Annotated in this window: 21 protein-coding genes and 4 tRNA genes; 9 read left to right on the forward strand and 16 right to left on the reverse strand. The window is 59.2% G+C overall.

Annotated features, from left to right (window positions below; translation table 11 throughout):
- Positions 1 to 6 precede the first annotated feature (6 nt).
- From sugE to rdgC, 3 genes are all read right to left on the reverse strand, one after another.
- Complete coding sequence (gene sugE / locus HRH33_RS10195; protein ID WP_034096718.1) at positions 7 to 321, reverse strand: quaternary ammonium compound efflux SMR transporter SugE; 315 nt, start codon at positions 319 to 321, stop codon at positions 7 to 9.
- A gap of 105 nt (positions 322 to 426) precedes the next feature.
- Positions 427 to 1,392 carry a bile acid:sodium symporter family protein gene (locus HRH33_RS10200; protein WP_034112747.1) on the reverse strand — a complete coding sequence of 322 codons (966 nt, stop codon included), beginning with the start codon at positions 1,390 to 1,392 and terminating at the stop codon, positions 427 to 429.
- Positions 1,393 to 1,551: 159 nt separating this feature from the next.
- Positions 1,552 to 2,472 (reverse strand): recombination-associated protein RdgC, encoded by a 921-nt coding sequence (gene rdgC, locus HRH33_RS10205; protein ID WP_047882847.1) that lies wholly within the window; start codon positions 2,470 to 2,472, stop codon positions 1,552 to 1,554.
- A gap of 159 nt (positions 2,473 to 2,631) precedes the next feature.
- Between rdgC and HRH33_RS10210 the strand changes: the two genes are divergently transcribed.
- Together HRH33_RS10210 and HRH33_RS10215 are read left to right on the forward strand one after the other, a co-directional pair.
- Positions 2,632 to 2,707 (forward strand) — tRNA-Val (locus tag HRH33_RS10210).
- A gap of 19 nt (positions 2,708 to 2,726) precedes the next feature.
- Positions 2,727 to 2,803, forward strand: a tRNA-Asp gene (locus HRH33_RS10215).
- 139 nt (positions 2,804 to 2,942) lie between these two features.
- Here the strand turns inward: HRH33_RS10215 and HRH33_RS10220 are convergent.
- The 3 genes from HRH33_RS10220 to HRH33_RS10230 form a co-directional block, all read right to left on the reverse strand.
- Entirely contained in the window at positions 2,943 to 5,375 is a 2,433-nt protein-coding gene (locus HRH33_RS10220) for a TonB-dependent siderophore receptor (protein ID WP_167418346.1), read from the reverse strand.
- 78 nt (positions 5,376 to 5,453) lie between these two features.
- Entirely contained in the window at positions 5,454 to 6,437 is a 984-nt protein-coding gene (locus HRH33_RS10225; protein WP_173603439.1) for a FecR family protein, read from the reverse strand.
- A gap of 6 nt (positions 6,438 to 6,443) precedes the next feature.
- Positions 6,444 to 6,962, reverse strand: coding sequence for a sigma-70 family RNA polymerase sigma factor (locus HRH33_RS10230; protein WP_034096723.1), 519 nt, complete (start codon positions 6,960 to 6,962; stop codon positions 6,444 to 6,446).
- Between the two features lie 202 nt (positions 6,963 to 7,164).
- Between HRH33_RS10230 and HRH33_RS10235 the strand changes: the two genes are divergently transcribed.
- Together HRH33_RS10235 and HRH33_RS10240 are read left to right on the forward strand one after the other, a co-directional pair.
- A tRNA-Val gene (locus HRH33_RS10235) sits at positions 7,165 to 7,240 on the forward strand.
- 19 nt (positions 7,241 to 7,259) lie between these two features.
- Positions 7,260 to 7,336: transfer RNA gene (locus HRH33_RS10240), tRNA-Asp, on the forward strand.
- Between the two features lie 307 nt (positions 7,337 to 7,643).
- Here HRH33_RS10240 and HRH33_RS10245 read toward each other — a convergent pair.
- Together HRH33_RS10245 and HRH33_RS10250 are read right to left on the reverse strand one after the other, a co-directional pair.
- On the reverse strand, positions 7,644 to 8,810 hold the full coding sequence (locus tag HRH33_RS10245) for a catalase family protein (RefSeq protein WP_034137634.1): 1,167 nt from the start codon (positions 8,808 to 8,810) through the stop codon (positions 7,644 to 7,646).
- A complete protein-coding gene (locus HRH33_RS10250) occupies positions 8,807 to 10,615 on the reverse strand; it encodes a di-heme-cytochrome C peroxidase (RefSeq protein WP_167418348.1) in 1,809 nt (602 codons plus the stop codon). Before HRH33_RS10250 ends, HRH33_RS10245 begins: the two co-directional genes overlap by 4 nt.
- 247 nt (positions 10,616 to 10,862) lie before the next feature.
- Between HRH33_RS10250 and bamJ the strand changes: the two genes are divergently transcribed.
- The 4 genes from bamJ to HRH33_RS10270 all read left to right on the forward strand — a co-directional run bounded on the left by bamJ (position 10,863) and on the right by HRH33_RS10270 (position 13,151).
- Positions 10,863 to 11,594: a BamJ family beta-barrel-assembly machinery protein gene (gene bamJ / locus HRH33_RS10255; protein WP_034137636.1), complete on the forward strand. Its 732-nt coding sequence runs from the start codon at positions 10,863 to 10,865 to the stop codon at positions 11,592 to 11,594.
- Positions 11,595 to 11,892: 298 nt separating this feature from the next.
- Complete coding sequence (locus tag HRH33_RS10260; RefSeq protein WP_167418349.1) at positions 11,893 to 12,348, forward strand: YkvA family protein; 456 nt, start codon at positions 11,893 to 11,895, stop codon at positions 12,346 to 12,348.
- A gap of 96 nt (positions 12,349 to 12,444) precedes the next feature.
- Positions 12,445 to 12,783 (forward strand): helix-turn-helix domain-containing protein, encoded by a 339-nt coding sequence (locus HRH33_RS10265; RefSeq protein ID WP_094066258.1) that lies wholly within the window; start codon positions 12,445 to 12,447, stop codon positions 12,781 to 12,783.
- Positions 12,780 to 13,151: a hypothetical protein gene (locus HRH33_RS10270; RefSeq protein ID WP_034096729.1), complete on the forward strand. Its 372-nt coding sequence runs from the start codon at positions 12,780 to 12,782 to the stop codon at positions 13,149 to 13,151. Before HRH33_RS10265 ends, HRH33_RS10270 begins: the two co-directional genes overlap by 4 nt.
- On the opposite strand, the gene HRH33_RS10275 is transcribed toward HRH33_RS10270, so the two are convergent.
- From HRH33_RS10275 to HRH33_RS10310, 8 genes are all read right to left on the reverse strand, one after another.
- Positions 13,148 to 14,917, reverse strand: coding sequence for a bifunctional diguanylate cyclase/phosphodiesterase (locus HRH33_RS10275; RefSeq protein ID WP_167418350.1), 1,770 nt, complete (start codon positions 14,915 to 14,917; stop codon positions 13,148 to 13,150). The genes HRH33_RS10270 and HRH33_RS10275 overlap by 4 nt on opposite strands.
- 118 nt (positions 14,918 to 15,035) lie before the next feature.
- Positions 15,036 to 17,117, reverse strand: a complete 2,082-nt coding sequence (locus HRH33_RS10280) for a carboxy terminal-processing peptidase (protein WP_173603440.1) — start codon at positions 17,115 to 17,117, stop codon at positions 15,036 to 15,038.
- 333 nt (positions 17,118 to 17,450) lie between these two features.
- A complete protein-coding gene (locus tag HRH33_RS10285; protein ID WP_034137640.1) occupies positions 17,451 to 18,104 on the reverse strand; it encodes an HAD family hydrolase in 654 nt (217 codons plus the stop codon).
- A gap of 28 nt (positions 18,105 to 18,132) precedes the next feature.
- Entirely contained in the window at positions 18,133 to 19,122 is a 990-nt protein-coding gene (locus HRH33_RS10290; RefSeq protein ID WP_034137641.1) for an ABC transporter ATP-binding protein, read from the reverse strand.
- Positions 19,119 to 19,919: an ABC transporter permease gene (locus HRH33_RS10295; RefSeq protein ID WP_034137642.1), complete on the reverse strand. Its 801-nt coding sequence runs from the start codon at positions 19,917 to 19,919 to the stop codon at positions 19,119 to 19,121. The genes HRH33_RS10290 and HRH33_RS10295 overlap by 4 nt, the downstream gene beginning before the upstream one ends.
- Positions 19,906 to 20,742, reverse strand: coding sequence for an ABC transporter permease (locus HRH33_RS10300; protein WP_162276720.1), 837 nt, complete (start codon positions 20,740 to 20,742; stop codon positions 19,906 to 19,908). The genes HRH33_RS10295 and HRH33_RS10300 overlap by 14 nt, the downstream gene beginning before the upstream one ends.
- A gap of 5 nt (positions 20,743 to 20,747) precedes the next feature.
- Positions 20,748 to 21,554, reverse strand: a complete 807-nt coding sequence (locus tag HRH33_RS10305; protein WP_034096736.1) for an alkaline phosphatase family protein — start codon at positions 21,552 to 21,554, stop codon at positions 20,748 to 20,750.
- A 127-nt stretch (positions 21,555 to 21,681) separates the two neighbouring features.
- Positions 21,682 to 22,758, reverse strand: a complete 1,077-nt coding sequence (locus HRH33_RS10310) for an ABC transporter substrate-binding protein (protein WP_123480213.1) — start codon at positions 22,756 to 22,758, stop codon at positions 21,682 to 21,684.
- A gap of 350 nt (positions 22,759 to 23,108) precedes the next feature.
- On the opposite strand from HRH33_RS10310, the gene HRH33_RS10315 reads away from it, so the two are divergent.
- Positions 23,109 to 23,822, forward strand: coding sequence for a UTRA domain-containing protein (locus HRH33_RS10315; protein ID WP_034112756.1), 714 nt, complete (start codon positions 23,109 to 23,111; stop codon positions 23,820 to 23,822).
- The last annotated feature ends 38 nt before the right edge of the window (positions 23,823 to 23,860 follow it).

Here is a 23,860-nt window from a genome sequence, read left to right on the forward strand (position 1 = left end):
GGCGACCTAGGTGCTGAGCTTGAGACCAATCAACCCGAAGATGATCAATGCCACGCTGGCCAGCCGGAACAACGCCATGGATTCGCCAAACAGGATAATCCCGGCGATCACCGTCCCTACGGCACCCACGCCCGTCCATACGGCATAGGCAGTACCCAGCGGCAGCTCTTTCACGGCCAGCCCCAGCAGGCCAAGGCTCACGGCCATGGCGGCAAGCGTCAGGACGGTGGGCAGTGGCTTACTGAAACCATCGGTGTACTTCAAGCCGACGGCCCAGCCCACTTCGAACAACCCGGCAAAAAACAAAATGATCCAAGACATGGGTAACCCCTTCTGTGGATGGGGTCGTCCCCGGAATCGGCGCTTGGAAGCGTCGCGGGGTCGTCCCCGCGAAGGGCGTTAGAGTGCCGAACATCGATCACGCGATCAAGTTGGCGGGGTGCTCTCCAGTGGGAGACGGTCTTGCGCTTCGCTCATCCGGCGGAAGTAAGTCGACAGCAATGCCCCGGAAATATTGTGCCAGACGCTGAACAGCGCGCTCGGCACCGCCGCCAGTGGCGAGAAGTGCGCGCTGGCCAGCGCGGCGCCTAGCCCGGAGTTTTGCATGCCCACCTCCAGTGCCAGGGATTTGCGTTGTGCCAAGGGCAGTTTGAACAGGCGACCGGTGAAGTAACCCAGCAAGTAGCCGAAGCTGTTATGCAGCATCACCACCGCCATGATCAACAGGCCCGACTCGGCAATCTTGGCCTGGCTCGCCGCAACCACCGCCGCGACGATCGTCACGATGCTGATCACCGACACCAGCGGCAATACCTCCACCGCATGGCGCACGCGCTCACCAAGCACGCGTTGCGCCACCACGCCGAGCACGATCGGCAGCAGCACCACTTGCAGGATCGACCAGAACAGCTCCATGAATGACACCGGCAACCAGGCTGACGCCAGTAACCAGATCAGCGCCGGCGTCAGCAGCGGAGCGAGGAGGGTGGTGACGGCGGCGATGGCCACCGACAACGCCAGATCGCCACGGGCCAGCCAAGTCATGACGTTGGACGAGGTACCGCTTGGGCAGCAGCCCACCAGGATCACGCCGACGGCAATTTCCGGCGGCAGATGAAACACCTGGCACAACAACCAGGCCACGCCGGGCATGATCACAAAGTGCGCCACCACGCCCAGCGCCACGCGCCATGGGTGCCGGGCGACTTCAGCGAAGTCATCCAGCTTCAGGGTCAGCCCCATACCGAACATCACCAGCCCCAGTAACGGCACGATGGCGCTTTTCAGGCCAATGAACCAGGACGGTTCGAAGAACGCCACAACGGCGAAAATCAACACCCAATAGGCGAAGGTATTGCCGACGAAGCGGCTCAGGCTGGCGAGGGCGCGCATGGGAATGTCCTTTTTCGTTGGTCTTTTTTTGAAGGGTTGATGCGGTCAAATGTGTGAGGGGGCTTGCCCGTGATCGCACTGTGTCAGCCAATGAATAAGTTGACCGACACAGCGCAATCCAGAACACGGGCCCCTAACGCCTCCCGATCCTCACACGGCTTAGATGCCCTGCGGGGTCTCTTCTCCGCCCAGTGCTTCGATCAGCGCCGGCAGGAAGTCGCCGAATGTCAGCATCATCAGGGTAAAGCTGGCATCCAACTGGCCCAGGGCTTCGTCGCCGCCGTCCTGTTCCGCCTGATCCTGCAGCAGGTCTTCGAACTTCAGGCGCTTGACGGTCATTTTGTCGTCGAGCATGAAGGACAATTTGTCTTGCCAGGCCAGGGCCAACTGAGTCACGACTTTGCCGGTGGTCAGATGAAGCTGGATTTCTTCGCTGGTCAGGTCCTGACGCTTGCAACGCACGATGCCGCCGTCTTCGTGAGTGTCGCGCAGCTCGCACTCGTCGAGGACGAAGAAGTCATCGGCCGGTTTCTGGGTGGTGACCCAGTCGGTCATGATGGCGGTCGGTGCGGTTTTCACCGTCAGCGGACGTACCGGCAGGGTGCCGATCACTTCACGCAGGGTGGAGAGCAGATCTTCGGCGCGCTTGGGGCTGGCCGAGTTCACCAGGATCAGACCTTGTTTCGGCGCGATGGCGGCAAAGGTCGACGAGCGACGAATAAATGCGCGGGGCAGGAAGGCCTGGATGATCTCATCCTTGATCTGGTCGCGTTCTTTCTTATAGACCTTGCGCATCTGCTCGGCCTCGATCTCTTCGACTTTCTCCTTGAGTGCGTCACGCACCACGCTGCCCGGCAGAATGCGTTCTTCCTTGCGCGCGGCGATCAGCAGGAAGTCACCGCTGACGTGCACCAGGGGCGCATCTTCACCTTTGCCGAACGGGGCGACAAAACCGTAAGTGGTCAACTCCTGGCTTGCACATGGGCGCGCCAGCTTGGTGGCCATGGCCGCTTCCAACGCCTCGGCATCAACAGGCAGATCTTGGGTCAGGCGATAGATAAGCAGGTTCTTGAACCACATGGGGTGAGTCTCTCCTTTATACAAAGGGGGGCATTATTCTCTTCATATCGCGCCAGGCCAACCCTGCCTAAGCCATTGGAAGCTATCAAAAAAAAGATTTAAGAAAGTGCTTGCCAGACTTGGGGGCGCTCCGTAGAATGCGCGCCACACCGAAACGAAGGGTGATTAGCTCAGCTGGGAGAGCATCTGCCTTACAAGCAGAGGGTCGGCGGTTCGATCCCGTCATCACCCACCATTCGCTTCAAGTGTTACGCGCAGCGGTAGTTCAGTCGGTTAGAATACCGGCCTGTCACGCCGGGGGTCGCGGGTTCGAGTCCCGTCCGCTGCGCCATATTCGGTAACCTGGAACACTGAACGCCAGGTCACCACAGAAAGCCCGCTCATTGAGCGGGCTTTTTACTGTCTGGACTTTGCATAAACTGAAAAACGCCGCCGATCAGGTTTGATCAGCGGCGTTTTTTATTGGGGCTCTAGAAATCCCAGCGCGTGGTCACCATAAAATTGCGCGGCTCGCCGTAAGCGGCGGAGTTATAGAAGCCGATATTGGTGTAGTAGTGCTTGTCGAACAGGTTGTTGACGTTCAGTGTGGCCGACAGATTCTTAGTGACCTGATACTTGGTCATCACATCCACCAGCCAATAAGCGTCCTGGGAGAACTCTTCGTATTGCTTATGCGGGTTGTTGTAGATGTCCTGCCAGCCAACGCTCTGCCAGCGTACGCCACCGCCGACGGTCAACTTGTCCAATTGGCCCTTGAGTTGGTAGGTGGTGTACAGCTTGACCTGATCTTCAGGCTCGAAGGTGGAGATTTTTTCGTCCTTGTCGTCGCGCACTATCTTGTGGGTGTAGCCGGCCTGAAGTTGCCAGCCGGGAGCAATCTCGCCGGACATCTCCAACTCATAACCTTTGGTAACGGCCTTGCTGCTTTTGTAGGCGTAGTTGTTTGGGATTGGCGTTTGGTTGTTGTACTCGTCATCCGAAAGCGCGCGATTGGATTCATGGATTTCAAAGTAGGCTGCACTGGCGTTCACGCGACCGTCGAGGAAGTCGGCTTTCAGGCCCAGCTCCCAGTTCTGGCCTTCGTCGGGCTCAAGCAGCTTGTTGTCGCGGTCGCGGTTGTAATTCTCCTGCGGCATGAAGATATCGGTGTAGCTGGCGTACACCGAGTACGTGTCGTTAAGGTCGTACACGGCACCGACGTAAGGTACGAAACGTCCAGACTCACGGTAATTGGGGTTGTAGCCTGTGACCTGGTAGTTGACCACGCGTCCGCCCAGCAGCAGCTTGAGGTCGTCGGCAAGGTTCAGGCGCGTGGTGACATAAGCGCCTGTCTGGCGCACGGTGTCATCGGTCAGCGATTGTGCCTGACCCCAATCCGGTATGGCGGCGTGCCCGTGCCAGTTATTGAAATCGACGATATTCGGCGAGAGATTCCAGTAGCCTTTACCTTTCCATTCGGAGGCGCTGATGGAGCCGCCCAGCACCAGTTCATGTTCTCGACCTCCCAGGCTGAACGGGCCGCTCACGTATAGATCGGCGGAATCGCTGACAGTTTCCCCGGTGTACTTGCCCGACGTGAGTTGCGCGGTGCCATCCGGTTGAGGCTGGTCGCCTTGGATCGAACCCATCAACGCGTGGTAGCCGTTGATCTTGTGATCCAATTGCAGCTTGGTCACCCATCCATCACCCAGATCGTGCTCAAGCACGGCAAATACGGTGCGCGTGTATTGCTCCCAACTGCTCCAGTCGGCGGCGTTGTTGAACGAGCGCTTGACGCTATTGTGATCGCCTTTGGCGTTGATCAGCGGAAAACTGCCCGACCATGAAGAACCCTTTGGCAGCGTGTCCTGATAGTCGCCGCCTACGGTCAGCAGGGTGTCGGGTGACAGATCGAACTCCATGATGCCGTAGTACGTGGGACTCTGGCGCGAGTAGTGGTCCATGAACGAATGCTTGTCCTGGTACGCCGCCACGGCTCTGCCGCGCACGTTGCCACTTTCGGTCAGCGGACCGCTGACATCCAGCTCGCTGCGGTAGTTGTCCCAGGAGCCGGCGCCGAGGGTGGCGTGTCCTTGAAAGTCTGCGGTAGGTTTCTTACGCACCAGGTTAATTGTCGCCCCCAGCGAGCCTGCGCCAGTGAGTAGGCCGGTGGCACCCTTGAGCACTTCGACGCGATCGTAGATCGCCATGTCGCTCAGGGTGTTGCCCGCTGAGTAAGCGACATTGCGCGCCGTGGACGGAATGCCGTCGTACTGGAAGTTGTTGATGGAAAAACCCCGGGCATAGTAGTTGGTACGCTCGGTGTCGAAGGCTGACACAGTGATGCCGGGTGTATGGCGCATCACATCGTCGACGTTGGTCAGGCCGAAATCATCCATGTGCTGGCGGGTGACTACCGAGACCGATTGCGGCGTTTCCTTGGGCGTCAGCACCAGCCGTGTCGAGGTCGCGATTGTGCCGGGCGTGTAGGATCCGGTGCCCTCGGTGACGTTACCGAGCTGGTTACCGCTGACTTGGGTCGGGCTCAGCTCCATGGTGCCGCCGCCGCTGACGGGCGCGGGTTCCAGCGCATAGACTTGATCGCCTTTTACCGCACGGTAGCCGCTGCCTTGCAGCAAACTGTCGAAACCGTCCTGGATGCCGTAGGGGCCTTTCAGACCTTGCCCTTGAAGGCCTTCCAGTTCGTGGGACTGGAACACGATGGCGACGCCCGCCTGCTGGGCAAACCGATTGAGCGAGCTGCCTAGCGGCCCGGCTGGAATGTCGTAAGTCCGAGTGGTGATGCTGGCGACGTCTGCATGGGCCAGACTCATATTTAATGTGATGGTGGTGATCAGCGCCAGCGACAGTGGCGCGCTTTTCAGGAGTCGAAAACGTCTGCCCGCGGGGGAGGGGGTAGGCATGGTGAAGGTAGTCCTTTATGTGCTGAATTACCTTCCTTGACGGGCAGCTTCACAAAAACCGGAAGCAAATGCGAATAATTATTCATTGGGCGGCATTGCGGGTGTGACGACGATCAGCCAAGGGGTGAAAGCCTGGGCCCGTATCGGCAGTGTTTGCGCCAACAGTTGCAAGGCATGGTCGCTGTCATCCAGCGGTATGACGGCAGATACTCGTATGCCTTGGAGCGCATGGCGATCGAATTGCACACGGCCGGCGCGATGCCGGGCGATTTCGTCCAGCACCTCGGGCAATGGCCGATTCTCGACCACCAATTGATGACGGCGCCACGCCTCGTTGATGCTGGCCGGGTCGACCGTGCCGCTCAGGCGGACGTCATTCGAGCGCATCAGGGCCTGCGAGCCTGCGTCGACCTCCAGCGTCTGCTCGCCATCGGCACTGTGTGCGGCTACGCGGGATTCGAGCATGCTCAGCACGGTGACATCACCGTCTCGCTTGACCACGAACCGTGTGCCCCGCGCGCGCAATGTGCCTTGAGGTGTCTGCACGACAAACGGCCGCGTGCTGTCGTGGGCCACTTCCACCAGGATTTCGCCTTGCAGCAAATCGATACGGCGCTGCTTGCCATCGAAATGCAGGTTCGCCGCGCTGACGCCGTTGAAGGCCAGCGTCGAACCATCTGCCAATTGCAGGGTTTTCCATTGGCCCGGACCGTTGCGTACATCGGCCATCCATTGCTGGGGGTAAGGGCTGACAAGCAATGCGGTTGTTGGAATCGCCAGGCTGCACGCCAATACCAATGCGCGCACGGCGTTCTTGCTACGGCGGTTTCTAGGCTGCGCGAAAGCCGCGTTCAGCGCCGCCTTGGCTAGTTTTTTTTTGCCGCGCAGGGCCTGCATGCGGGCAATGACTGCTTCCATTCGAGCGGCGGCCGCAGCGTGATGCGGGCTTTGCTGTTTCCAGCGTTCGAACGCCTGGCGCTGGGGCTCATTCAGTTCGCCTTCATGCAGGTGCAGGAGCCATTCGGCGGCTTGCTCTTCGATCTCTGGGTGGCTATCCGACATGCTTTATCAAGTATCCATGCTATGGCCGCAGTGCATGAGCGCCTGGATCAGATATTTGCGTACAGTGCGTTCCGACAATTTGAGCTGGCGAGCGATTTGCTGCTGGGTCATTTCTTCCAGGTAATACAGCACGAATGCCTGGCGTGCGTATTCGTGCATGCCTTCCAGGATAAACGCGATCTGTTCAAGGGCTTCAAGGGTGGTGTGGATCTGCTCCGGGGATTGAAACCCCTCCAATGCGTCCACCGTGAGGGCCAATTCCTGCAGGTAGGCTTGTTCAATCTGTCGGCGCCGCGTCTGGTCAATGATCAGGCGCCGGGCAGTGGTGCTCAGATAAGCCCGGGGTTCGCGAATGCCGGCCACGGATTCGCGCGCGTTTAGGATGCGTGCAAACGTATCCTGGGCCAGGTCGGCCGCATGATGCCGGCAGCGCAGTTTGCGTCGCAGCCAAGTGAGCAGCCAGCCATGATGCTCGCTGTAGAGCTGGGAAATTTCCCGTTGGAATGGCGGTTCACCCACAGACATAGGCGTGACTCAGGCGTTATTGAGAATGGTTTTTAATTGTGCGGCCAAGCAGCAGGTAAACGCAATAGACTCGCGTTTGAAGGGGAGTGGAGCCTGTTTTTACGGGCCTTTTCCGGTCATAAGAAAAATTTTTAAATAAAGTGCATTTAAATCAAGACATTGCGAAATTTTGCTGTATGATGCCGCCCACACCGAAAGTGAAGGGTGATTAGCTCAGCTGGGAGAGCATCTGCCTTACAAGCAGAGGGTCGGCGGTTCGATCCCGTCATCACCCACCATTCGCTTCAAGTGTTACGCGCAGCGGTAGTTCAGTCGGTTAGAATACCGGCCTGTCACGCCGGGGGTCGCGGGTTCGAGTCCCGTCCGCTGCGCCATATTCGGTAACCTGGACCACTGAACGCCAGGTCACCACAAGAAGCCCGCTCATTGAGCGGGCTTTTTTGTGCCTGGGATTTGGTTAGCCCGCTTTTCCTTGCGCGGCTGACGGATAGCCAGGTGCTCGAAGCAAAACGAGGCCGTGCCGAAAACCGCGATAAGGGTCAGTACGATCATGCCGAGGGTTGAGCTTTCCACAGTGATTTCCTAAATGATGGGATAGGAAATCACGCTAAGTGCATGGCGAAAACTCCTCAATAGACCCGACGCAATCCTTACAGCGTCGGGCCCTTTATTACGTACTCTTTACGGTGCGTTGCGGCTATGGCGGTAGTCGCTGACTGCTTCATACACCGCCTTGCGCAGGCGGTTGATACCGCCGATGGGGCGGTGCTCCGCGACGCCAAACCAGGGGTTGAACGATTGGTTGTCGCACGCCAGGTTTTGCGCCGGGGTGTCGAAGTCCTGAGCGGGAATCCGGACGGTGGCTACGGTTTCATAGGGCGCGTCGCTCTCTTTCCACTCGATGCTGGTGTCTTCGATGGGCATGAACTTCTGCGGATTCTGCCGCTGGATCTGCAAGACGAAGCACGCCGGTACACGATCTGTCGACAGCTGCTGGCTCAAGGCACTGCGCAAGAAGTTCGGCAGGTCCTGGTTCTGTTTGGGCAGCACGTACTCCGGGCAGTTCTGTGGGGCGGGCGCTACGCGGAATTTGGCATTGGCCGCGCCGAACTTGTAGGGCGATACCGAAAAGTAGGTAGTCTGCGTCGGGCTGGCCGGTGCCGGCGCCAGAGTTGCCAGGGCGATAAACAGATGGCGCACTTGCCATGTGCGTGGGTCGATCTTGGGAAAGAACGCCAGCACTTTCTTGCCGTCCGCCTGGGCGCCGATGTTCTGGGCGTACTCCGCGACGTCGCTGACGAAAAAGTTGGGATGGCTGAACATCACAAAGTCTTGTTCGGTACGGCTTTGTTGGTCCGCCAGCAGTTGTTTGCCCGGTACGTCGAGTAACTTGAGCGCCATGCCCCGCGCGTCGCGGATGCTGTCGAACTGTGGGTAGGCATTGCCGTTTGACAGCCGCATGCTGGCCTGCCAGGTCTTACCGGGTTCGGCGAACACGCCCTGGCGCAGCGCAGGGTCCAGATCGCTCAATACACTGACTTCGGCCTTCACGCAGCCATGTGCTTTGGCGTGGGCGTCGCGCAGGTAGCGCGTGCCTTCGCGATGCTGATCGACGATGCGCACCGCCGTCTGGATGATGCCTTGGGTCATCGCTGCTTCACCCGGCGGCACTTGCTCATCCGCCGACACCGGGCCGCTATGTTGCCACGCATACCAGGCCGTGGTCGCCAGCCAGCCAATCAGGCCCAGCGTTACCAGCCAGAGCAACGTCTTGCCAAGAAAGCGGCCAACCCACAACCAGAGGCGTGCAAACAGGGAAGGGCGGTCATATTGAGATCGAATCATCATGGCAGTTGTTGCTCCAAAGGGCCGCCCAGTACTTTGAGGTATTCCAGCAGCGCCCAGCGTTCCTGGGGCAGCAGGCCACGGCCAATCACGCCGTTGCCTCGTTGGCCGGCACGGAATTCGTGGCCGCTGTTATGGTTACCCGTCACCCGGGTGTCGAACAGGAAGGCATTCTTGAACGCCGCGGTCTCAAAGCCCAAATGGCGCGGATCGTACTCGAAGGTGCCCTTATAAAAAGTGGTGCTGCGCTCATCCTGGGGCGAGAGCAGTTGGTAAATAGTCGGCACCGAACCATTGTGCAGGAACGGTGGCGTGGCCCACACGCCGGCCAGTGGGCGCGCCTTGTAGGCACGCAACTCGCGCACGCCGATCGGCAGGCCATAGCCATCCAGGCGTGGGCGCTCGGCCGGAGTCACGCCGGCGGCGCGGTAGGCGTGGTCTTCAACGAAGGCGGTGACGTAGGCCAGGCCCTTGGCCACCGACATTTTCTTCAGGTCCAGCGGTTCGGTCGGGGTGGGGTGCAGTTCGACATTCAGTCGGGCCAGTTCGGCCGGGTCCCATTGCAGGGCGCTGAGGTCGTAACGTTGATCGGCAATGTTGCTGGCGGTACCGGGGTCGGTGCCGATGTACTCAACCGGCAGCATTTTCAAGTGCTGCACTGGCCGACCATTTTCCTCGGTCACATTCGGTACGTGGCAGCCTGCGCAGTTTTCGGCGAACAGCGCGCGACCTTGGGCGGCCAGAGGCTTGTCAACGGCGCCGAACAGGTCTTCCGGCCAGGTGGGCGGTTTGAGGCGTTGCAGGGTTTCTTCAATCAGGTTGAGGTCGCGCACCCGTACGCTGGAAGGGTAGCGCGCCTCGCCTTGCAGGGGTTGACCGGCGCTGTCGAAGAAGGTCAGGGTCGCGCCGACGCCCAGGGCTTCGCCGATGTTGCGTGCCATGGGTTGTTGCGCCGAGCCGTTCCATTGCACCCAGTCGAAGGTCCAGATATCCCACAGCTGCGGGTAGTCCACGGGGGCATTGGCGACGCGGTAGTTGTCCGGCGAAATCCCATCGCCAAAGCTGGCGTTGGCGATGCGCCCAAAGGCGTCGGTGCGACCGGGGCCCTCTTCGGTGGGATAGAGGCCGCGGTGGGTATCGTTCCAGGCTACTTTGAGAAATTGATTCAGCGACTGTTTGAAGTCCTGACGCAGTTGGCTGCGGTCGGTTTCATATCGATCCCCCAGCACCTGACGGGCGAAGCGCTCGAATTTCCAGGGGTTGTAATAGGTTGCCGCCAGGCTGGCGACGAGGGCCTGGCCGAAGCTGCCGCCGCGCAGGGTGGGTACGCTAGATGGCAAAACGTGTTGGGCTGAGCCGCCGTCGATACGCAGCGCCTGGCCTTGGAAATGCAACTCGCCGGTATGGCACGCGGCGCAGGTGATATCCAGGTATTCAACCTTGCTGTCGGCATCTTTATGACGGGCGAACCCCACCGGCAGGTTGCCGGGGTTTTGTGCGGAGGGTACTTGCTTGGGGTCGACCAGAAAGCCGAAGCGCGCCAGGTATTCTGGTGTGGCGAAACGTCGCTCGGAGAACGGCAATTCCAGGGCGGTGAACCAATCGTAATGCAGGCCTTTTACCTGGGTGCCCTGAGGCGTGAAGTAGTAGGTCTGGCGGTCGGCGGCGCTCCATTGGTCTTGGTAATGCACCTGCTTCACCGGCACAGGGTCCGGCAGCTTGGGATTGGCGGTGTAATAGATCACTACAGCCAGAATTAGACCCAGCACGAGCCCGATCAGCAGCAAAATACGGGAAAAAATGCGCAAGATAACTATCCTTGTCGAGGGGTTGCGTTGTTATGCCACTACGCCAGAGGTGCGGCAAGTGGCCATGAGCCTGGATAAAGGCGGTCCCGCAGTCCGTCGCGGGCCCTCATAATGAATGAAAATGCTTTTAAACACGTGAACTTATCGGAAGTTTCCTGCTCACATGCCGGTAGCCATTGGTCGTGGCCGCCTGATAAGCTCGCGACTTTATTCAAATGCCCTATTGGCGCATGAACAAGGAAATAGCATGAAACAGCATCGGTTGGCGGCGGCGGTGGCCCTGGTTAGCCTGGTACTTGCGGGTTGTGATTCGCAGACCAGCGTAGAGCTGAAAACCCCGGCGCAAAAAGCTTCCTACGGCATCGGCCTGAACATGGGCAAAAGCCTTGCCCAGGAAGGCATGGATGATCTGGATTCAAAAGCAGTAGCCCAAGGCATCGAAGATGCCGTCGGCAAGAAAGAGCAGAAGCTCAAAGACGACGAACTGGTTGAAGCGTTCGCCGCACTGCAAAAACGTGCTGAAGAACGCATGGCTAAGATGAGCGAAGAGTCGGCAGCCGCCGGCAAGAAATTCCTCGAAGACAATGCCAAGAAAGACGGCGTCGTGACCACTGCGTCCGGCCTGCAGTACAAAATCGTGAAGAAGGCCGACGGCCCGCAGCCTAAGCCAACCGACGTGGTGACCGTGCATTACACCGGTAAACTCACCAACGGCACCACTTTTGACAGCTCCGTGGATCGCGGCAGCCCGATTGACCTGCCGGTTAGCGGCGTGATTCCGGGTTGGGTCGAAGGCCTGCAACTGATGCACGTTGGCGAAAAGGTCGAGCTGTATATCCCGTCCGACCTGGCCTACGGCGCTCAGAGCCCGAGCCCGGCGATTCCAGCCAACTCCGTGCTGGTATTTGACCTGGAGCTGCTGGGCATCAAGGACCCAGCCAAGGCTGAAGCCCCTGCCGCACCGGCCGCCAAGAAGTAATCGGCGCCTGAACACACAACGCCCCGTCTCGACGGGGCGTTGTTGTTTCTGCGGTTCGCGTACATCCAAACGAACGTCCGCAACCTGTAACAGTCTGATATAACACTCGAGCACGGGTAACCGCACAGCAACGCCAAGTCAATGAAATCTTGGGTTTTTTTGAGGTGCGCAAAAAACGCCCGATCTGACTGCAAGCCTTGTAACCCGTGGCTTTCAGGCCGCAAAACAGGCTCTGTTCACAAGGTTATCCACAATTTGTGTGGATAACCTTGTGCGTAGGCTGGAACTGGAGTGACCGATGAAACCACCCTTCAATTTCACCCGCTTTCTGCCCATGGCGGCACGCTTGCTGGGGCGTGGGCGCTTGCCGACCCTGTTGTTTGCCGTCGCTGCCAAGGGTTCCAGCCAAGGCGGCCGCCTGGGCAAACTCAAAGATGACCTCAAGCTGCTTCAGGCCCTTTGCCTGGCTTACTGGCGCGGCGAATACCGCGCCATCAGCCCCAAGGCACTGATCTCGATCGTGGCGGGGCTGATGTACTTTCTGAGCCCGGTCGACGCGATCCCGGACTTTATCCCCATGTTTGGTATGTTCGATGATATCGCCGTACTAGCATGGATCCTGAAGACGCTGGACGGCGAACTTAACGCCTTCCGCGCTTGGCGTGAGGCGCAGCGCCCGGAGAAGCTCGCCGTAGTCGAGCGCCTGCCTGCCACACCGGCGCTGCTCGCCCAGGAAAACCCGCAAAAAAACTGATGGCATCGCTATCCCCCTGCGACCTCTATGGCTGTTAGGATTACACTCCTAAGGAAAGTGCTTACGTTGTAAGTGTTGTTATCCTACGGGGCAGTCATGGATATTCAGATAATTTCACGCGACGGCGCACCCGAATACGCGGTGTTGCCATGGGAGCAGTACCAGGCGCTGCTTAAAGCGGCCGGTCAGCAACAGCCTCCGTCAGTTGTTTCCTCTCCTGCCCAGAGCACGGTCGATCAGGATCTGCGTCCGCTCGCCGACCTGCGCGGCCTGCGTGAAGCCAAGGGCCTTGCTATTGAAGTGCTGGCCCGCACCGTGGGTATCAGCCCCTCGTATCTTGGATTGATCGAGAGTGGCGAGCGTCAGCCGGATGCTGCGATCCGCCGCAGCCTGGCCTGGGAATTGGGTGTGGCAGGTTGGAGGGATGAATCTTGAGCCTACGTATCAGCCGTCAACACTGGGATGGGTTGCTCAACGAGCTGGACCAGGCGCGCCGCCAGCGCCATCTACTGACGTATCGGGCGCTGCTGGAGCGTTTGCAGTTTCCCTCACCGGCCATGCAGACCTTGGCCGCCGCCCTGGAGCACCTGGCGGCCTTAGATGCCAAGGCCGATCAGCCGCTGCGTAGCTCCTTGGTGATCAGCCAGGGCGCCAGTCGCCTGCCGCGTACTGGTTTTTTTGAATGCGTGGAGCGTCTGGGACGTTTCAGCGGACCGTCCGACGGTGTGGCCGCTGCCTCCTGGCATGCTTCCGAAGTGGTACGGGTGTTCGAATACGAGTATCCGGAATCCGCCGAGGCTTAAAGCGCTGGCGAGAGCATGTCCATGCTGTTGATCACATGGACGCTATAGCCCTCCATGTCCTTGGCATGATGCTTGGCCTGCGACGCCAGCTCTGCCAACTGGCTGGCGTCGAGCTGTTCACAGGCCTGTGGATGTAGATGGACAACGCCGATCGACAGCGAAAGCAGGGCAAACTCCTGGCGCACACCCTGGCGGTTCAATGCGACGAAGCAGCCGGCATCCAGGTGTTCGGCGCGGTAGAAGCGCCGGCATTGGGTGTGAAAATCATCCAGCAACTGGTTGAGCCGCTTGCGCCAATCCTGCGGCCCCAGCACCAGCAAAAAATCATCGCCGCCGATATGCCCGACGAAGTCGCGGCTTGGGTCGACCCGGTCGTTCAGGCACTGTGCCAGGCACAGCAACACCTCATCCCCCCGTCCGTAGCCATAGATATCGTTGAAGGGCTTGAAGCTGTCGATGTCCACGTAACAGATCACCGACTCCCGTTGCTGTTGTAACAGTCGCGTGAGGCATTGCTGAATCGGCACGTTGCCCGGCAGCAATGTCAGTGGATTAGCGTAGCGCGCCTGTTGGATTTTCAGCTCGGTGATCAACTTCAGCACGTCGATCACTCGGCCCAGGCCCAGGTAGTCGCCATTGAGCGTGATGATGAAATCTTCCTCGATCCGCTGCCGTGCACGGCTGGTCAGCAGACGGCTGACCTGTTGCAGTGATTGGCTCAGTTCCACCGCCAGGAAGTCGCTACTCATCAGGCGGCTGATGGGCTTGCGCGCAAACAGATCGGTAGCGAACGGCTTGAGCAGCGCGTCGGACAACGAATGCCGGTGCACGATGCCCACCGGATGGCCGCGGCCATCGAGCACCGCCAGTGAATTGAGATTGGCCTGGCGGCGAAAGGCCTCCAGGACCTGGGCGGTGGCGGTGTCTTGATCCACCGCTGGTTGTTCGCTCAGCAGGGCACTGAGGTCGCTGCCTTCTTCGTTGAGGGACACGTTGGCGCTCTCAGGTTTGGGCAGCATCAACCGCGCTTCCTGCGGTGGCTGTTCCTGTGGCCGACAGAGCAGATAGCCCTGGACCAGGTCGACGCCCATTTCCGTCAATACCGCCAGCTCTTCCGGCAACTCGATACCTTCGGCGATCACTTGCGCGCGTGATGCCCTGGCGATTTGCAGGATCGAGCCGACAAACTCACGCTTGAGCGCATCCTGGTGGATGCCGTCGATAAAGTGTCGATCGATTTTCACGTAGTCGGGACGCAGTTCCGACCACAGGCGCAGGCTGGAATACCCGGCGCCCAGATCATCCAGGGCAATGGAAAAACCCATGTTGCGATAGTGGTGCAGGGCGGTCTGCAGTAGATCGAAATCGTCAGTGGGGGTTTGCTCGGTGAGTTCGATCACCACCTGGCTCGGCGGAATACCGAAGTCGTGCAGCAATTGCAGGGTGCGGCCCGGCTGGTGCGCCGTTTCCATCAAGGATTCCGGCGAGATGTTGAGGAACAGCTTGCCCGGCAGTTGCTGTTCGCTGAAGCGTCGGCAGGCACTTTCGCGACATGCCATTTCCAGGTCGCTCAGGCGTCCAGCTTGGCTGGCCACGGCGAACAGTGCGATGGGGGAGTGCAGGGGGCTGTTGGAGGGGCCGCGGCTGAGCGCTTCGTAGCCCAGAATACGGCGTTCGGATAAGCAGAGGATCGGCTGGAACAGGCTGTGCAAACTGCCTTGAGCCAGGATTGAGCCCAATGCGTTCAGCTGTTCGGTCATGGTCATGGCGATCTCGATCGAAAAAAAAGGACCCCAGGCATGATGCCTGGGGTCCTTTATTTCACGACAGAATGATGTCTATTTGATGACACTCCGGAGAGCGTTCACATTAAATCGCCATCATTTACTGCTTGGCTACCTGCTTGCTGATCTTGAGGTAGTCCAACAGGATCCGGCCCGTTTCGGCCAGGTAAGCGTCATCTTCAGGCTTGGTTTTATCCGCCTCGGTTGGCAAGGCGTCCTCGTCTTCTTTCTTCAGCTCTTTGAGCGGATCTTCACCCTTGGCTTTACGGCGGATGTTTTCCAGTACAAGTTGCTTGTTTTCGATATCGGTATGCTGAGCGCGGCGGTCCGCTTCGTTGAGGCTGACGGTTTTTTCTTCCATCAACTTCTTGGCCAGGGCCAGCTTGTCGCGGATAAACACGAACTCGGCGTCCTTGGCGGAGCGGGTGTCGTGATCAGCCTTGAGCTGCGCCAGGAACGGCTTGAACGGATCGGACGCCGGTTTGATCGCCGGGCGGATGGTGTCCCACGGCATGGCTTCCGGTAGAGCGCTTTCGCCGATTTCCTTGGTATCGATGACCGATGGGAAATCGATATCCGGCAGCACGCCCTGATGCTGGGTGCTCTGCCCGGACACCCGGTAGAACTTGGCCAATGTCAGCTTCAGCTCGCCATGGTTGAGCGGCTGGATGGTCTGCACGGTGCCTTTGCCGAAGGTCTGGCCACCGATGATCAACGCGCGGTGATAGTCCTGCATGGCACCGGCGAAAATCTCCGAAGCCGACGCCGAGAGGCGGTTGACCAACAACGCCATCGGCCCTTTGTAGAACGCGCCGGGGTTTTCGTCTTCCAGCACGTCGACACGGCCGTCGGCGTTGCGTACCAACACGGTCGGGCCTTTGTCGATAAACAGGCTGGTCAGCTCGGTGGCTTCTTGCAAGGAACCGCCGCCGTTGTTGCGCAGGTCGATGACCACGCCGTCGACTTTTTCCTTCTGCAATTCTGTCAGGATTTTCTTAACGTCGCGGGTGGTGCTCTTGTAGTTCGGGTCGCCAGCACGGAAGGCTTTGAAGTCCAGGTAGAAAGCCGGGATCTCAATGACGCCCAGTTTGTAATCCTTGCCATCTTGCTTGAGGTTAAGGACTTTCTTCTGCACGGCCTGGTCTTCGAGCTTCACCGCTTCACGGGTGATCGACACAATCTTGCTGGTCTGGTCGTTGGGGGCATTGGTGTGTGGAATCACTTCCAGGCGCACCACGCTGCCTTTCGGACCACGGATCAGCTTGACCACTTCGTCCAGGCGCCAGCCGACGACATCGACCATCTCTTTGTCTGCCTGGGCCACGCCGATGATCTTGTCGGCCGGTGCGACCTGCTTGGTCTTGTCGGCCGGACCTGCTGGCACCAGACGCACGATCTTGACTTGGTCGTTGTCGCTTTGCAGGACGGCACCGATGCCTTCCAACGACAGACTCATATTGATATCGAAATTTTCCGCGTTATCTGGCGACAGATAATTGGTGTGCGGGTCGTAGGACATCGCGAAGGTGTTGATGTACGCCTGGAAGATATCTTCGGCGCGGGTCTGATCCAGACGCGCCAGCTGATTCTTGTAACGCTTGGTCAACAGCTCTTGGATGGCCTTGGGCTCTTTGCCGGCAATCTTCAGGCGCAGCACTTCGTCTTTGACGCGTTTGCGCCACAGATCGTCGAGGGCAGCGGTGCTGGTCAGCCAAGGGGCGTCCTTGCGGTCTACCAGAAGAGTTTCTTTCTGGGTGAAGTCAAGTTTGTCGACGCCTTTGTCCAGTTCAGCCAGCGCGAAGTCCAGACGCGCTTTGACGCGGTCCAGGTAGCGCTTGTAGATGGTGAAACCGGGTTGCAGGTCGCCGCTCTTGAGGAAGTCGTCGAACTGGGTCTTCCACTTGTCGAACTCAGCGATATCGCTGGCCAGGAAGTAGCTGCGCGACGGATCCAGCAGCTTGAGGTAGCTGTCGTAGATGATCACCGAGCGCGCGTCGTCCAGCGGCGGCTTGCTGTAGTGATGGCGCTTGAGCAACTCGACGACGTTAAGGCTGGCGATCACCTCATCGCGATCCGGCTGAAGGTTGTCCCAGCTGTTGGCTGCGAACGTATGGGTCGACATCGACGCAAAGCCGAGACCAATGAAAAGAGCGAGGGCGGTGCTGGGGAACAGATGCTTCATGCTGGTTCGACGCGGGGGCAATTGATAACGCATATTAGGCCGTCTTTGAAGTCGCCGGTTCCGTGTGGGCCGGTCGCATAATGCAAAAAGCCCGACGCTACTGCTACGGGCTCAGTCCAGACTCACTATGGAGGCACTGTGAAAGCATTGCAAGGCGTTGAAGATCATGTGATGTGCTTGGCGTCTCGAGTCCTACATACGATGTAGGCTCTTTTCGCATTTCAATGATGACTTAGAACCTTTATCGCGCCGATTCATGACAGCATGGCCGGCTCTTTTTGCCATTGACTGACAGTGACGCTTGCACTTCGATCGGCGCGCGTTCCACACGCATCAATCCCAATGATGAATCGGCCAACCCGCCTGTTCGGCATGGGCCCTTAACACTGGGTCGGGGTTCACCACCTGGGGATGATCGACCTTCAACAGCAAGGGCAAGTCATTGCGCGAATCCGAATAGAAGTACGCGCCGTCCAAGGTTTGCTCTTCCTGCGCCAACCAGTCCAGCAAGCGCGTGATCTTACCCTCACGGTAGGTGAGGACCCCTACGGTTTTGCCGCTGTAAACGCCATGGCTGACATCCAGCTCGATGCCAAGCACCTCATCGATACCGATGCGCGCGGCAATCGGCTTGACCAAATGCGTGCCCGACGCGGAGATCACCAGAATCCGGTCGCCCTGAGCTCGGTGGCGGGCAATGGTTTTGGTGGCGTCGCTGTAGATCAGCGGTTCGATCACGTCTTCGACCCACGGCTCCACCAAGTGCTCGATTTCCTCCGGCGTGCGGCCGATCATCGGCTCCAGGCTGAAGTCCATAAAGTCTTCCATCGCCAGTTTGCCCTGGCTGTAGGCGTCCATCAGTTCGTTGTTCCTGCGCATGAACGACTCGGGGTCGACCCAGCCCAGACGGCCCATCTGCTCGCTCCATAAGGTGGCGCAGTCGCCGTGGATCAGGGTGTCGTCCAAATCAAAAATTACCAATGCCATCCGTTACGCTCTCTCAATGAATCACTGCTCAGGCTACTTCACATAGCGCGCTGGGGTCGATGGAAAGTGCCAGGCGCTGGCCGTCAGGGTGCAGATCCTGCGCCGAACGGTTGAGCACATCCACCACCAGCTCTACGCCGCGGGCTTCGATACGATAGCGGATCACGTTGCCCAGCAGACTGTGGCTGCGCACCAGTGCGTCGAGTTCGCCGCTGCGGCTCAGTTCGATGGATTCCGGGCGAATCGCAATGCGGCCGCTGATCGGGCGTTGCAGCAAGCGGCTAGCCTTGTCGGCGTCCAGCAGGTTGTAGTTGCCGATAAAACCGGCGGCGAATACGTCCACTGGCGCCGTATAGAGCGTCTCCGCATCGCCGCTCTGCACGATCTTGCCCTGGTTCATCAGGAAGATGCGGTCGGACATGGTCAGCGCTTCCTCCTGGTCATGGGTCACGAAAATCGTGGTCAGCCCCAGCTCGCGCTGAATCTCGCGGATCTGTTCGCGCAGGTGCTTGCGAATCCGGGCATCAAGCGCCGACAGCGGTTCATCCAGCAGCAACAGGCGTGGGCGGGTCACCAGAGAGCGGGCCAGGGCGACACGCTGGCACTGGCCGCCGGACATTTGGTGCGGATACCGGCCGGCCAGGTCTTTGAGTTCCACCAGTTGCAGTACTTCCTGCACGCGCTTGTGGCTGTCAGCGGCGTTGACCTTTTGCATGCGCAGGCCAAACGCGACGTTTTGCTCGACGGTCATGTTGGGGAACAGCGCATAGCTCTGGAACACCATGCCGATGTGGCGCTTCTGTGGGCTCAGCGGAACGATGTCCTGGCCATCCAGCAGGATTTGCCCGCTGTCCACGGCGGTCAGGCCGGCGATGCAGCGCAGCAGGGTCGATTTGCCGCAACCGGACGGGCCGAGCAGGGTGACGAATTCGCCCTTGGCGATTTCGCAATTGATGTCGCTGAACACCGGCGTGCCGGCGTAGCTTTTCTGCAGGTGTTGCACGCTGACGAAGCTCATTGGCTTTTGTCCTTGTTCAAGAAGGTGGCGGCCCAGGTCAGTACCAGCACAAAGAAGAAGTAGGAAATGACCACGGCACTGGTGAAGTGGCCGCTGCTGTTGCGCATATTGTTGAGGTACACCTGCAGGGTTTCGTAGCGGGTGCCCACCAGGATGTTGGCGAACACGAATTCACCGAACAGGAACGAGAACGACAGCAACAGCGCCACCATCAGTCCTTTGCGCAGGTTGGGCAGCACCACCAGGATCGCGGCTTGCCAGGTGCTGGCGCCGAGCAGTTGCGAGGCGTCCATCAGGTCGCGCAGGTTGATGGCCTGCAGGTTGTTGGTGATCGCCCGATACATAAACGGCAGCGCGACCGTGAAGTAGCAGCCGATCAGGATCCACGGCGTGCCCACCATCGCCATCGGCCCGGAGCCGTAAAGCTGCAGCAAGCCTACCGACGACACCACCGGCGGCACCGCAAACGGCAGCAGGATCAGGATATTCATCAGCGCGTCGAGTTTGGGAAAGTGGTAATGCACCACGAACAGCAGCGGCAGGATCAACACCACCGACAGGATCAGCGCGCCCACGCACACTACCAATGATTGGCCGAAGGCCATCAGAAAGCGCGGGTCGCTCCACAGCTGCACATACCATTTAACGGTAAATCCGGCCGGCAGAATGGTCGCCGACCAACTGCTGGCAATCGAATAGACAAACGTGCCCACCAACGGCAGTACCAGAATGGCAAACAGCAGGTACACCATCACGCGATGGTAGAGGGAGGCCGGGCCGGCTTCAGCGCGAGACATGGTAGCTCCTCTTGAGCAGCAATTGATGGACCACGGTGATCACGGTCATCAACGCCACCAGTACCACGGCGAGGGCGCTGGCCATGTTCGGGTCCAGGGAGATATCCCCGGACACCATCGCGGCGATGCGGATTGGCAAGACGTTGAAATTGCCGGTGGTCAATGCGTACACCGTGGCATAGGCGCCCAGGGCATTGGCCAGCAGGATCACGAAGGTGCCGAGCAGCGCGGGCGTGAGCACCGGCAGGCCAATGTGTCGCCAGAACTGCCAGCCACTGGCGCCCAGCAGCGCTGCCGACTCACGCCAGTCCTCGCGCAAGGCATCGAAGGCCGGGTAGAGCAGCAACACGCCGAGGGGAATCTGGAAATAGGTATAGAGGATGATCAACCCGGTTTTCGAGTACAGGTTGAAGTCTTCGATGATGCCCGCCTGCTTGAGCATGATCGTGATACTGCCGTTGAACCCCAACAGGATGATGAAGGCGAAGGCCAGGGGGACGCCGGCGAAGTTGCTGGTCATGTTGGCGAAGGCGGTGACGAAATTGCGCAGGGGCGAGTCCACCCGGCGCAACGAGTAGCTGCCCAGCACGGAAATGATGATCCCGAACACGCTGGAGTAGAAACTGATCTCCAGGCTGTACTGGATGGCCTGCAGGTAGAACTTCGAACTGAAGATCCGCGTGAAGTTGTCCACGCCCCAGCCGGACTCTTCGGTTTGCAGGCTGTTGATCAGCACCCATACCAACGGCGCGATTTCGAACACGATAAAGAACAGTGCAAAAGGCATCAGGCACAGCAGGGCCAGCCATTTGCCGCGGGTCATGGCATTCACTTGAGCAACTCCCGGCAGACAGGTTTGTCGTGGGGCACGCCCAATAGTTCGCAGACAGTGCCGCACAGCTCGGTTTGTTTCGGCGCTGCGCCGGCATCCAGGCTGAAGGCATCGCCCAGCACAAACAGTGGTACTTCGCGCTCTTCCGGCAGCAGGCCGTTGTGGGAGCGGTCGTTGTTCATGCCGTGGTCGGCGGTCACCAGCACCTGGTAGCCGGCATCGAGCCAGCCTTGCAGGTAGTCGGCCAGGATGATGTCGGCCGAGCGCGCGCTGTTGCGATATTGCGCGGTGTCGAGGCCATGTTTGTGGCCGGCGTCGTCGATGTTCATCGGGTGCACCAGCAGAAAGTTCGGCGTGTGCTTGAGCCGCAAGCTTTCGGCATCGGCGAACAGGTGGGAGTCCGGGTAGTGGTCATTCCAGTAGAAATGCCCGTGTTGGATCGCCAGCGCCGGGTCGTGGGTATGACGGTCCCGCGCGGGCATGAACGGCGTGCGGTTGTACAGCTCGCTGACCCAGTGATAAGCCGCCGCTGCGGTACTAAGGCCGGCGGCGGTGGCGTAATGGAACAGGCTGCGCTGGTTGGACAGGCGCGAGACGTTGTTGTGGACGATACCGCTCTGGATCGGCGGTACGCCGGTGAGGATGCATTCGTACAACGGGCGGGACAGCGCGGGCAGTTCACAATCCAGTTTGTAGAGGGCTGCGCGTCCTGCGCTGACATACGCTTGCAAATGTCCCATGGCGTGCCTTGCAACCTCGAAGTTCAGGCCGTCGAGCACGACAAGGATGACGTTGTGCTTCATGGGGGAGAGCGCTCCGCAGCAATAGACTTGACTCAATTCCTCAGGAGGAACGAGGTCAAAAGTATGGGAGGGGGCTAACCCCCTCTCATATTGGATCTGCAGTGGATTTCCAATGTGGGCGACAGGCTTATTTCATCTCTACGATGACCTGCTCGTTCCACAGCTGAGGCAACTTTTTGGACGTTTTTTCCCAGGCATCGGCATCCTTGATCGGCTGCGGGTTGGCCTTGGTGTACTGCTCGCCCGGGATCAGGTTCTTGGCGATATCGGCCGGCAGTTTCAGGTCGGTTTCGGCACGGATCGGGCGCGCATTGCCACGGGCCAGGTTGAGCTGGCCGGCATCGCTGAAGATGTACTCGCGGGTCAGCTTGGCCGCGTTCGGGTGCTTGGCGTATTTGTTGATGATGGTGGTGTAGCCGGATTTCACCGAGCCGTCCGATGGGATCAGCACCACGTAGTCATCCGGGTTGGCCATTTTGGCTTTGTAGCTCAGGCCGTTGAAGTCCCAGACGATGCCCACTTCGACTTCGCCTTTTTCCATGGTGGCGATGGTCGGGTTGGACAGTGAGAGGCGCCCTTGCTGGGCGATCTTGGTGAAAAACTGCAGGCCGGGGGCAATGTTCTTCTCGTCGCCTTTGTTGGCGATGGCTGCTGCCAATACGCCGTTGGCCGCCTGTGCCGCTGTGCTGACGTCACCCACGGAAACCTTGTACTTGCCGGTTAGCAGGTCGGCCCAGCTGTGGGGGACTTCAGAGCCGTGCAGCAGCTTTTTGTTGACGATAAACGCGATAGTGCCGGTGTACGCCAGCGCCCAGTGGCCGTCCTTGTCTTTTGCCCAATCCGGCACCTGTGCCCAGGTGGACGGTTTGTAAGGCTGGGTCACTTCCTGCTTCACCGCAATCGGGCCGAAGGCAGCGCCGACGTCGCCGATATCGGCGCTGGCGTTGTCCTTCTCGGCTTTGAACTTGGCGATTTCCTGGGCGGAACTCATGTCGGTGTCGATGTGCTTGAGGCCGTAGGTCTTGGCCAGATCGTCCCAGGTGCCTTTCCAGTTGGCCCAGTCATCGGGCATGCCGACGCTGTTGACGGCGCCTTCCGCTTTCGCGGCGGCTTCCAGGGTTTTTAGATCGGTATCGGCAGCCATGGCGGCGGTGCACATGGCAATGGTCGAGCCTAACAGTGATGCCAGGAAAAGCTGTTTCATCCGAAGCTCCTATGGGCGTTAACAACGCTGCGTTTTTACGAACGATTGCGGTGGTTTGGTCTAGGTCAGCAATACCTGAGCCAATCTAGGCTCGATGGATGACAGTTTCATGTCGATGTCGTTTTTAAAGCGCTGATGTCGGTCAGCGCAAACTTAGCGTAGACCATGCCCATGGGCCCGCATTGCCTGGACTTGGCCGATGTATTGCAGAGTGTGGTGTGCCACTCCGGCAGGTGCTGTCATCTCTCGGTCATTTGTAATGCCTAGGCTGACACGCAGTAACAAGGGCCCATTTATCGAGCGCTTTATGCACCTGAACGGTGCTGGTCTAGTCCAGATAGGTAACGTTGATGCGTGATGAAGCAATCAAGGCGGTGACTTCCATCGGCCTGGCGCTGCAGGAGCAGATCGATCACGGTCTATTGCCCCCCGGCCACAAATTGCCTGCCGAACGCAAGCTCAGCGAGTTGTTTGGTACCACTCGCATAACCGTGCGGGAAGCCTTGTTACAACTGGAGGCTCAAGGGCAGATCTATCGCGAGGAACGCCGTGGCTGGTTTGTATCGCCGCCGCGACTGGCCTACAACCTGATGCAGCGCAGCCACTTTCACGCGATGGTCAGTGACCAGGGCCGGGTGGCGTCCACCGAAGTACTCAGCGCACGCTTGCAACCGGCCTCGGCGGCGGTGTGCGCCTGGCTGCAGTTGCCGGCGTTGTCCAGCGTGATCCAGATTTGCCGGGGCCGGCGGATCGATGGGCGCTTGGTGTTGTATGTAGAGCACTACCTGAACCCGCAGTATTTTCCCGGAATCCTGGCGTGTGATTTGACCCAGTCGATGACTGAGCTGTACGCACGCAAGTACGACGTGCATTACGGGCGGGTGCGTTTCGAGATCGTTCCGACCTCACTGCCCGTGGAGGCGGCCGCTGCGTTGCGCGTCTCGGTGGGCAGCCCCGGCCTGCGCATTGCTCGGGTCAACTATGACCAGCACCAGCGCCTGATCGACTGCGATCTGGAGTTTTGGCGGCATGACGCGATTCACGTGGGGGTGGATGTCGTCTGAGTGAACAGCGGCCAATCCAAGTCCCCCTTAAGACCGCT

The organism is Pseudomonas rhodesiae (assembly GCF_013285305.1).
GTDB classification, from domain to species: Bacteria; Pseudomonadota; Gammaproteobacteria; order Pseudomonadales; family Pseudomonadaceae; genus Aquipseudomonas; species Aquipseudomonas rhodesiae.